This is a genomic window from Thiobacillus sp. 65-1402 (assembly GCF_001897685.1).
Lineage (GTDB): Bacteria > Pseudomonadota > Gammaproteobacteria > Burkholderiales > Thiobacillaceae > Thiobacillus.
Genome location: NZ_MKUG01000101.1, coordinates 1 through 9,228, shown reverse-complemented (window position 1 = coordinate 9,228; position 9,228 = coordinate 1). Strand labels below are relative to the sequence as shown.

At 65.1% G+C, this 9,228-nt stretch carries 10 protein-coding genes and 1 pseudogene; 4 read left to right on the top strand and 7 right to left on the bottom strand.

Annotated elements, in window-relative coordinates; genetic code table 11:
* The 6 genes and pseudogenes from ispH to murJ all read right to left on the bottom strand — a co-directional run.
* Window positions 1-257: pseudogene (gene ispH / locus BGO62_RS08285) on the bottom strand (4-hydroxy-3-methylbut-2-enyl diphosphate reductase); the annotation flags it as partial.
* A gap of 13 nt (window positions 258-270) precedes the next feature.
* Window positions 271-708, bottom strand: coding sequence for an FKBP-type peptidyl-prolyl cis-trans isomerase (locus BGO62_RS08280; RefSeq protein WP_296639239.1), 438 nt, complete (start codon window positions 706-708; stop codon window positions 271-273).
* Window positions 705-1,178, bottom strand: coding sequence for a signal peptidase II (lspA, locus tag BGO62_RS08275; RefSeq protein WP_296641174.1), 474 nt, complete (start codon window positions 1,176-1,178; stop codon window positions 705-707). Before lspA ends, BGO62_RS08280 begins: the two co-directional genes overlap by 4 nt.
* 16 nt (window positions 1,179-1,194) lie before the next feature.
* A complete protein-coding gene (gene ileS / locus BGO62_RS08270) occupies window positions 1,195-3,981 on the bottom strand; it encodes an isoleucine--tRNA ligase (RefSeq protein WP_296641171.1) in 2,787 nt (928 codons plus the stop codon).
* Window positions 3,982-3,994: 13 nt separating this feature from the next.
* Window positions 3,995-4,921, bottom strand: coding sequence for a bifunctional riboflavin kinase/FAD synthetase (locus tag BGO62_RS08265; protein WP_296641168.1), 927 nt, complete (start codon window positions 4,919-4,921; stop codon window positions 3,995-3,997).
* A gap of 62 nt (window positions 4,922-4,983) precedes the next feature.
* On the bottom strand, window positions 4,984-6,522 hold the full coding sequence (gene murJ / locus BGO62_RS08260; RefSeq protein ID WP_296641164.1) for a murein biosynthesis integral membrane protein MurJ: 1,539 nt from the start codon (window positions 6,520-6,522) through the stop codon (window positions 4,984-4,986).
* 183 nt (window positions 6,523-6,705) lie between these two features.
* Here murJ and rpsT point away from each other — a divergent pair, with 183 nt between their 5' ends.
* Entirely contained in the window at window positions 6,706-6,969 is a 264-nt protein-coding gene (rpsT, locus tag BGO62_RS08255; RefSeq protein WP_296641163.1) for a 30S ribosomal protein S20, read from the top strand.
* Between the two features lie 61 nt (window positions 6,970-7,030).
* Here rpsT and BGO62_RS08250 read toward each other — a convergent pair whose 3' ends face one another.
* Window positions 7,031-7,312 (bottom strand): DUF3579 domain-containing protein, encoded by a 282-nt coding sequence (locus tag BGO62_RS08250; RefSeq protein ID WP_296641162.1) that lies wholly within the window; start codon window positions 7,310-7,312, stop codon window positions 7,031-7,033.
* Here BGO62_RS08250 and BGO62_RS08245 point away from each other — a divergent pair.
* From BGO62_RS08245 to BGO62_RS08235, 3 genes are all read left to right on the top strand, one after another.
* On the top strand, window positions 7,311-7,559 hold the full coding sequence (locus BGO62_RS08245; RefSeq protein WP_296641159.1) for a hypothetical protein: 249 nt from the start codon (window positions 7,311-7,313) through the stop codon (window positions 7,557-7,559). The genes BGO62_RS08250 and BGO62_RS08245 overlap by 2 nt on opposite strands.
* 11 nt (window positions 7,560-7,570) lie before the next feature.
* Complete coding sequence (locus BGO62_RS08240) at window positions 7,571-8,071, top strand: urate hydroxylase PuuD (protein WP_296641157.1); 501 nt, start codon at window positions 7,571-7,573, stop codon at window positions 8,069-8,071.
* Window positions 8,072-8,159: 88 nt separating this feature from the next.
* A partial coding sequence (locus BGO62_RS08235; RefSeq protein WP_296641154.1) for an aspartate aminotransferase family protein occupies window positions 8,160-9,228 on the top strand: 1,069 nt, incomplete at its 3' end.

Sequence of the window (9,228 nt, the reverse complement as noted above, 5' to 3'; positions counted from 1 at the left end):
GCTTCGGCACGCACCGCCTTCGATACGCCGTGGGCGCTGAAGATGACGGTGGCGCCGGCTGGCACTTCGTCGAGTTCCTCGACGAAGATCGCGCCCTTGGCCTTGAGGTCGTTGACGACGAAGGTGTTGTGGACGACTTCGTGGCGCACGTAGATCGGCGCGCCGAATTTTTCCAGCGCGCGCTCGACGATGGCGATGGCGCGGTCGACCCCGGCACAGAAACCGCGCGGGTTGGCGAGAAGGATGGTGGATGTCATGAGGGTTCCCGTCTCAGAGGATGCGTACGATTTCCACTTCAAACTCAATCGACAGATCGGCGAGTGGATGGTTGAAGTCGACCTTCACCGCCTCGTCGCCGATTTCCAGGATGTGCCCGGCCAGGGTCTGGCCGTTGGGCATGGCGAATTCGACCAGTTGATCGACTTCGAATGCCGTATCGGCCGGCAGATCGGTTTTGGGCAGGGTCTGGATCAGTTCGGGCTGGCTTTCGCCGAAGGCCTGCCAGGGATCGAGCAGGAACACGTGGCGCTCGCCGGGAACCAGGTCGATCAGCCATTGCTCCAGCATCGGCGCCAGGGTGCCGTCGCCGAGCGTCACGGTGTCCGCTTCGGCATCGTCGAAGTTGGAGATGAGATCGTCGCCGCCGCGTGGGCGTAGCGCGTAGCGGAGCTGGAGGGTGTCGCCCGGGGCGACGCTGCGCACGGTCATGGCCGGCCCGCTGCGGCGGGCTTGCCGCGCAGGCTGTCCCAGATCAGCAGGGCGGCGCCGATGCTGATGGCGGAATCCGCCACGTTGAACGCCGGCCAGGCAAAGCCACGATAGTGGAAATACAGGAAGTCCACCACATGCCCCAGCACCACGCGGTCGATCACATTGCCGAGTGCGCCGCCGAGCACCAGCGCCAGGGAAAATGCCAGCCGCGGTTCGTGCGCGTGGCGCTTCAGCAGGCGCACGATGATCACGGTGGCGACGACGCCCACCGCGATGAAAAACCAGCGTTGCCAGCCGCCGGCGTCGGCGAGGAAGCTGAACGCCGCGCCGGTGTTGTGCACCAGCACCAGCGAAAAGAACGGCAGCACCGGTATCAGTTCCTGATAGTCGAGTGTGGACGACACCCACCATTTGGTGAGGTGGTCGACGACGATGACGGCGAAGGCGATGCCCAGCCATTTGCGCATTGCAGGGTTCGGCAGGTCAAGCATGGCTGCGCGCCTCGCCTGCGCCATGAAGATTGCTCACGCAGCGCCCGCACAGGCCGGGGTGGCCGGGGTGCGCGTCGACGTCGGCGCGGTAGTGCCAGCAGCGGTCGCATTTCTTCGCCGCGCTCGGCGTGACGGCGATACGTTCTTCTTCTGCCGCGACGACGCCGGCCTGCGAGGTGATCAGCACGAAGCGCAGGTCGTCGCCCAGCGGCGCCAGCAGAGCCTGGGTTTCGGGGCGGGCATGCAGGATGACTTCGGCCTGCAGCGAGGAGCCGATGCCGCCGGCGACGCGCACGGTCTCGAGTTCCTTCTGCACCTCGGCGCGCACTGCGCGGATGCGGGTCCAGCGCTCAAGCAGGTCGGCCTCGTCGGCCTGCTCCGGAAATTCGTGCCAGACATGCAGGAACACCGAACTGTCCTCACCCGCCAGCTGCGCCCACACTTCCTCGCCGGTGAACGACAGGATCGGCGCCATCCAGCGCGTGAGCGCATGGGTCAGGTGATAGAGCGCATTCTGCGCCGCGCGTCGCGCGCGGCTGTCGGCGCCGCTGGTGTAGAGGCGGTCCTTCAGGATGTCGAGGTAGAAACCACCGAGGTCTTCCGAGCAGAAGTTCTGTAGCTTCTGCACGATGAAGTGGAATTCGTAGGCGTCGTAGTGCGCCTGCAGTTCGCTCTGCAACTGGCGCGTCATGGCCAGTGCGTAGCGGTCGATTTCCAGCCAGTCCGCCACCGGCAGCGCGTGTGCCTCGGGGTCAAAGTCCGACAGGTTGGCGAGCAGGAATTTCAGGGTGTTGCGAATGCGGCGGTAGCTTTCCACCACGCGCTTGAGAATCTCGTCGGAGATGGTGAGTTCGCCGGAATAGTCGGTGGTCGCCACCCACAGCCGCAGGATGTCGGCGCCGAATTGGTCCATCACCTTCTGCGGCGAGACGACGTTGCCTTTCGATTTGCTCATCTTGTGGCCGCGGCCGTCGACCACGAAGCCGTGGGTCAGCAACGCCTGGTAGGGGGCGCGGCCGTCGGTGGCGCAGCCGGTGAGCAGGGACGACTGGAACCAGCCGCGGTGCTGGTCCGAGCCTTCCAGATAGAGGTCGGCCGGATGCGCGAGTTCGGGGCGGCGCTTCAGCACGCAGGCGTGGGTGACGCCGGAATCGAACCAGACGTCGAGGGTATGGCCGGTCTTGTCGTAATGTGCGGCATCCTCGCCCAGCAGTTCGGCCGGGTCGAGCGCGAACCAGGCCTCGATGCCGGCCGCCTCGACGCGCTTCGCCACGATCTCCAGCAGTTCCATCGTGCGTGGGTGCAGTTCGCCGCTTTCCTTGTGGGTGAAGAAAGGCATCGGCACGCCCCAGTTGCGCTGGCGCGAGACGCACCAGTCGGGACGGTTCTTGATCATCGCCTCCAGCCGCGCGCGACCCCAGGACGGGAAGAACTGCGTCGCGTCGACCGCCGCCATCGCCTGCTGGCGCAAGCTTTCCCGATCCCCGGTCCCCGATCCCTGGTCCCTCGCATCCATGCCGATGAACCATTGCCGCGTCGCGCGGAAGATGATCGGCGTCTTGTGGCGCCAGCAGTGCGGGTAGCTGTGCAGCAGCTTCTCGTGCGCCAGCAGGGCGCCGCTGGCCTCGAGCGTTTCGACGATCAGCGGGTTCGCCTGCCAGATGCTCATGCCGCCGACCAGCGGCACGCTGGCGTAGAAGCGGCCATCGTCGCCGACCGGATTGTCGACTTTCAAGCCATAGCGGCTGCCCACCACGTAGTCGTCGAGGCCGTGGCCCGGTGCGGTGTGCACGGCGCCAGTACCGGCGTCGGCGGTGACGTGGTCGCCGACAATCACCGGCACCTGGCGCTGCTGGAAGGGGTGCCACAGCAGCACGCCTTCCAGCGCCTGGCCGGTGGTGTGCGCGACGACTTCGGCGCTTTCGCTCAAACCGTAGCGCGTCAGCGCGGTTTCGCGCAGGCTGTCGGCGAGGATCAGCAGGCCCTTGGTCGTGCGCACCAGCGTGTACTGGAATTCGGGGTGCAGCGCCACCGCCTGGTTGGCCGGCAGCGTCCACGGCGTGGTGGTCCAGATGACGATCTGGACCGCTTCGTCGATCGCCGCAATGTCGAAGCGTTTGGCGAGTTCGGCAGGGTCGGCGACGGCGAAGCCGACGTCGATCGCTGGCGAGGTCTTGTCCTCGTACTCGACCTCGGCTTCGGCCAGCGCCGAGCCGCAGTCGACGCACCAGTGCACCGGCTTGGCGCCCTGATAGAGATAGCCCGCCTGCTGGATCTGCCCGAGCACGCGCAATTGCTCGGCCTCGAACTGGAAGTCCATCGTGCGGTAGGGATTGGCCCAGTCGCCCAGCACGCCGAGGCGGATGAAATCGGCCTTCTGGCGTTCGATCTGTTCCGCGGCGTAGGCGCGGCACAGTTCGCGGAACTGCGACGGGGGAATGTCCTTGCCGTGGGTTTTTTCCACCTGCAGTTCGATCGGCAGGCCGTGGCAGTCCCAGCCCGGCACGTAGGGTGCGTCGAAGCCGGAGAGGGTCTTGGCCTTGACGATGATGTCCTTGAGGATCTTGTTCACCGCGTGGCCGATGTGGATGTCGCCGTTGGCGTAGGGCGGGCCGTCGTGCAGGATGAATTTCGGCCGGCCGGCCGCGACCTTGCGGATGGCTTCGTAGCGTTTTTTCTCCTGCCAGCTTTTGACCCAGCCGGGTTCGCGCTTGGCGAGGTCGCCACGCATCGGGAAGGGGGTGTCGGGCAGGTTGAGGGTGCTTTTATAGTCAGGCATGGCGCGGTTCTGGTTAAGTCTTGGCCAGATAGTGTTTGGCGTTGTCGACATCGCGCTTGATCTGCGCAACGAGGCTGTCGAGGTCGGGATATTTCTCTTCGTCGCGCAGCTTGTGGAGAAAGCTCACGCGCACGCGGCGGCCGTAAATGTCGGCATTGAAATCGAACAGGTGTACTTCGAGTACGGGCACGGCATCCGGACTTTTGACGGTGGGCCGCTTGCCCAGACTCGCCACCCCCGCCAGCGGAGCGCCGTTGAGGCCGTGCAGTTCCACCGCAAAGATGCCCATCAGCGGCGGCCGGTTGTGCCGGAGCTGGATGTTGGCGGTGGGAAAACCGATGTCGCGCCCCAGCTTGTCGCCGTGCACCACACGTCCCGAAATGCTGTAGGGCCTGCCCAGCAGGCGCGCGGCATGCTCCAGTTGGCCCGCGGCCAGCGCATTGCGCACCGCGGTGGACGAGGCGCGTTCGCCGGCGATTTCGACCGTCGGCAGAAATTCGGCATCGAAACCGAGCGGCTGGCCCAGGCTTTCGAGCAGCGCGAAATCGCCCGCGCGTTTGGCGCCGTAGCGGAAGTCGTCGCCCACCAGCACGTAGCGCGCCTGCAGCGTGCGGCCCAGCACCTGTTCGATGAAGGCCTCGGCAGTGAGCGCGGAGAATGCGCGGTCGAAACGGAACACGTGCAAGCGGTCAATGCCCTGCTGTTGCAGGCATTCGGCCTTTTCCCGCAGGCTGGACAGGCGCGCGGGCGCCTGCTCGGGCGTAAAGAACTCGCGCGGATGCGGCTCGAAGCTCAACACGCAGCTAGGCAGGCCGCGCGTCCGCGCCACGTCCTGCAGGCGGGCGAGCATGGCCTGGTGCCCGAGGTGCAGGCCGTCGAAGTTGCCGATGGTGACCGCGTGGGGCGTGCCGAGAGCGTTGAAACCGTGGGTGATGCGCATGGGGTTGAAGCGTAGGGCGAACCGGCGCGAAAAGGCCTAATTCTAGCTGATTAAGCGGCCCGTTAATTCGCCGCCCGCCGCGCGAACTGCCGCGGGCGGAAGCCCATCAGCCCCAGCGCGGCAAAATACAGCGCGACCCCGCCGCCGACCAGCAGCGACAGCCGCACCAGCCGGTCGAGGAAGCCTGCCGCCAGCCACCACTGCGCTTCGCCCATGGCGTAGAACAGCATCGCCGCCATCAGTGCAACCGCCGCCAGCACGCGCAGGAAGTAGCCGATCCAGCCCGGCTGCGGCTGGTAAATCTGCTGCTTTTTCAGCAGATGCAGCAGCAGTCCGGCGTTGAGACAGGCGCCCAGGCCGATGGCCAGCGCCAGCCCGGCGTGGCCGAGCGGGCCAATGAAGGCGAGGTTCATCAACTGGGTGGTGACGAGGGTGAAGATGGCGACCTTGACCGGGGTGCGGATGTTCTGCCGTGCGTAAAATCCGGGCGCCAGCACCTTGACCAGGATCAGTCCGACCAGCCCCAGGCTGTAGGCGATCAGCGCCTGCTGCGTCATGTCCACGTCATTCGCGGTGAAGGCGCCGTAATGAAACAGCGTGGTGATGAGCGGCACGGCCAGCACCGCCAGCGCAGCGGCAGAGGGCAACGCAAGCAGCAGCGTGAGCCGCAAGCCCCAGTCGAGCAGCTTGGCGTATTCGGCCGGCGAGTCGTCGGCGTAATGCTTGGCCAGGCTGGGTAGAAGGATGGTGCCCAGTGCCACCCCCAGCATGCCGGTGGGGAACTCCATCAGGCGGTCGGCGTAATACAGCCACGACACGCTGCCGGTAGCGAGAAACGAGGCGAAGACGGTGTTGATCAAGAGGCTGATCTGCGCCACCGACACCCCCAGCGTGGCGGGCGCCATCAGCTTGAGAATCCGCCGCACGCCGGGGTCGTTGAACTGCCGGGCGGGGCGCGGCAACATGCCGATCTTCAGCAGATGCGGCAGCATCCACGCCAGTTGCAGCACCCCGCCCAGCGCCACCCCCCAGCCCAGCGCCAGCACCGGCGGGTCGAAATACGGCGCCAGCCACAGGGTCGCGGCGATCATGGACAGATTCAGCAGCACCGGCGCAAACGCAGGCACTGAAAACTTGCTGAAGGTGTTGAGAATGCCTGCCGCCAGGGCCACCAGCGAAATGAAGATGATGTAGGGGAACGTGATGCGCAGCAGGGTGACGGTGAGGGCGAATTTTTCCGGTTCGGCACGGAATCCCGGTGCGCTGACATAGGCTACCCACGGCGCGCCCACAATGCCCAGCAGCGCGACCGCGACCAGCACCAGCGTCAGCGCGGTGGCGACCTGGTTGACCAGGGTGTGGGTGGCGTCATGGCCCCGGCGGTTCTTGTATTCCGCGAGGATCGGCACAAACGCCTGCGAGAAGGCGCCTTCGGCAAACAGCCGCCGCAGCAGGTTGGGGATCTTGAAGGCGACGAAGAAAGCATCGGTCAGGAGTCCGGCGCCGAACACGCGGGCGATGAGGGTATCGCGCACGAATCCCAGGATGCGGGAGAGCAGGGTCATGCTGCTGACCGCAGCGAGGGCTTTGAGGAGATTCATGGATGGCGGCGTTTTGCGCGCATTGTGCGGGCCGGGCGCGCCAACTGCAACTGCAATTGCCTGCAAGCGCGCCGATTGCGGTTGCGTACAAAAGCGCTTGATTTGTGGTCGCGGTTTCCCGTACAATCGCGGCCTTTGGTGAATCTGTCCCGCCTCTGGCCGGGATTATTAGGAGCAGAATACATGGCGAACTCCGCCCAGGCGCGCAAGCGCGCACGTCAAGCCAGCGCGCAGCGCGACAGCAACATGAGCCAGCGTTCGGAATTGCGCACCGCGATCAAGAAAGTGCGTAAAGCCATCGAGGCCGGCGACAAGGCCGTTGCCCAGCAGGTTTTTCAGGCTTCCATGAGCGTGATCGATAGCATCGCCGACAAGCAGATCGTCCACAAGAACAAAGCCGCACGCCATAAGAGCCGCCTGTCTCTGGCAGTCAAGAGCATGGCCTGAGCGCCTGGCGCCGTGCAGTAAAAACGCCGCGTCTGCGGCGTTTTTTATTTCCGGACCCGGCTCAGTCGGCGTTTTCGGTCAGCAATTCGTTGCTGCTGGCGAAGGTTTGCAAAAAACGGTAGGCGTTGGGGTCGGTGGTTTTGAGTTTTTTGTCCACCACCACGCAACGGATGCCGTCCAGCGTAGTGGGTTGCACGTACGGCGAATAATTGGTGCGGTTGTTGGGGTCGATTACCGCGAAGGCGCCCGCCAGGCGATCGGCCCAGTCGCTCGGCCGAAACCGGGTGCCCTTGGCGGTGATGCCGCGAATGATGAAGGGGGCGTTGGCGGAAGCGTCATCCATGAGTGGGCGGGCGGCTGTGAAGGAGTTGGCGGATTTTAGCACGCAGTCGGAGAGCGGCATGGGGCGGCGCTTGCGCGATCGCGGCATTTTGAAGATACTGGCGCCGGCTTTTCCGACCAAAACGGTCAACTATTCAATGGAGGGGGAAATCATGAAAAACCCGCTGGATTCGCTGTGGGGCACCGTCATCGCAGGCGTCGCGCTCACGGCCGTGCTGTTTGTCTTTGCCAGAAATTTTTTGAGCTAGGGGCACGCTAGATGGAAAACATCGATATCGTTTCTGCGCTGGCCCGCTGGATCCACTTCATGGCGGGTGTGATGTGGATTGGTCTGCTGTATTACTTCAACTTCGTGCAGGTGGCGGCGCTGAAAAATGCCGGCGCCGACGGCACTGCCGCAGGCATCACCAGGCACGTCGCGCCGCGCGCCCTGCTGTTCTTCCGCTGGGCCGCCGTGGTGACCTGGATTGCCGGCGCAGCCTTGCTGGGCCCGCATTTCGTCGACGCCTTCCTGTTGCGCAACGGCATGGGGCCGATCGGCATCGGCGCCTGGCTCGGCACCATCATGCTGTTCAACGTGTGGGTGCTGATCTGGCCGAACCAGAAGAAGATTCTAGGGATGGTGTCGGCGACCGACGACGAGAAGAACGCGGCGCGCCGCGTCGCCTTTCTGGCGTCGCGCACCAACACCATGCTGTCGATTCCGATGCTGTTCTTCATGGCGACCGGGATGTCTCACTCGGCGCTTTTCAGCCTATAATCAAGGCGCTGCATGACAAGCACGGCGGCTTAGGCCGCCGTTTTCTATTTCAAGAACAGCTACTTTGACAGCCTGGTTGGGGACTGCCATGACAACACATTTGATGAACACCTATGCGCGCCAGCCGGTTGCGTTCGTGCGCGGCGAGGGCGCCTATCTGTGGGATGAGGCGGGCAAGCGCTATCTCGATGCGGTCGCCGGCGTGGCGGTGAACGGGCTGGGACACGCCCATCCCAGGCTGGTGAAGGCGATTGCCGACCAGGCCGCCGCGCTGATCCATTCGTCCAATCTGTATCGCGTGCTGCGCCAGGAGGAGTTGGCCGACCGCCTGTGCGCGCTGTCGGGCATGGATCGCGCCTTCTTCTGCAATTCGGGCTGCGAGGCCAACGAGGCGGCGATCAAGCTGGCGCGTCTCTACGGACACAACAAGGGTATCGAGGTGCCGACCATCATCGTGATGGAAAAGGCGTTCCACGGCCGCACCATGGCGACGCTGACCGCGACCGGCAGCCGCAAGATCCAGGCCGGATTCGAGCCGCTGCTGACGGGCTTCGCGCGGGTGCCGTTCAACGATCTGGACGCCATCCGCCATGTCGCCGAGCACAACAAGAGCGTGGTCGCGGTGCTGCTCGAAGTGGTGCAGGGCGAGGGCGGCATCAATGTGCTGCCGTCGGAATACCTCGCCGAGCTGCGGCGGATTTGCGACGCCCACGGCTGGCTACTGATGCTGGACGAAGTGCAGACCGGCGTCGGCCGCACCGGCACCTGGTTCGGCTTCCAGCATTCCGGCGTGATGCCGGACGTGATTGCACTGGCCAAGGGGCTCGGTTCGGGCGTGCCGATCGGCGCCTGCCTGGCGCGCGGCGCGGCAGCCGACGTTTTCCAGCCGGGCAATCATGGCTCCACCTTCGGCGGCAATCCGCTGGCGTGCGCGGCGGCGCTGGCGACACTCGATGCGATCGAGGAGGAGAAGCTGATCGACAACGCGCGCGTGCGCGGCGAGGACATCCGCAGAGGACTGCGGCAGGCGCTGACCGGCGTGCGCGGCGTGGTCGACATCCGCGGCGAGGGCATGATGATCGGCATCGAGCTCGACCGCCCCTGCGGCGATCTGGTCGGCGTGGCGCGCGACGCCGGCGTGCTGATCAACGTCACCG

Excerpts from the sequence above, each read along its gene's own strand:
- BGO62_RS08280 (WP_296639239.1), bottom strand. The coding sequence starts at position 708 with ATGACCGTGCGCAGCGTCGCCCCGGGCGACACCCTCCAGCTCCGCTAC.
- lspA (WP_296641174.1), bottom strand. The coding sequence starts at position 1,178 with ATGCGCAAATGGCTGGGCATCGCCTTCGCCGTCATCGTCGTCGACCAC.
- ileS (WP_296641171.1), bottom strand. The coding sequence starts at position 3,981 with ATGCCTGACTATAAAAGCACCCTCAACCTGCCCGACACCCCCTTCCCG.
- BGO62_RS08265 (WP_296641168.1), bottom strand. The coding sequence starts at position 4,921 with ATGCGCATCACCCACGGTTTCAACGCTCTCGGCACGCCCCACGCGGTC.
- murJ (WP_296641164.1), bottom strand. The coding sequence starts at position 6,522 with ATGAATCTCCTCAAAGCCCTCGCTGCGGTCAGCAGCATGACCCTGCTC.
- rpsT (WP_296641163.1), top strand. The coding sequence starts at position 6,706 with ATGGCGAACTCCGCCCAGGCGCGCAAGCGCGCACGTCAAGCCAGCGCG.
- BGO62_RS08245 (WP_296641159.1), top strand. The coding sequence starts at position 7,311 with ATGAGTGGGCGGGCGGCTGTGAAGGAGTTGGCGGATTTTAGCACGCAG.
- BGO62_RS08250 (WP_296641162.1), bottom strand. The coding sequence starts at position 7,312 with ATGGATGACGCTTCCGCCAACGCCCCCTTCATCATTCGCGGCATCACC.
- BGO62_RS08240 (WP_296641157.1), top strand. The coding sequence starts at position 7,571 with ATGGAAAACATCGATATCGTTTCTGCGCTGGCCCGCTGGATCCACTTC.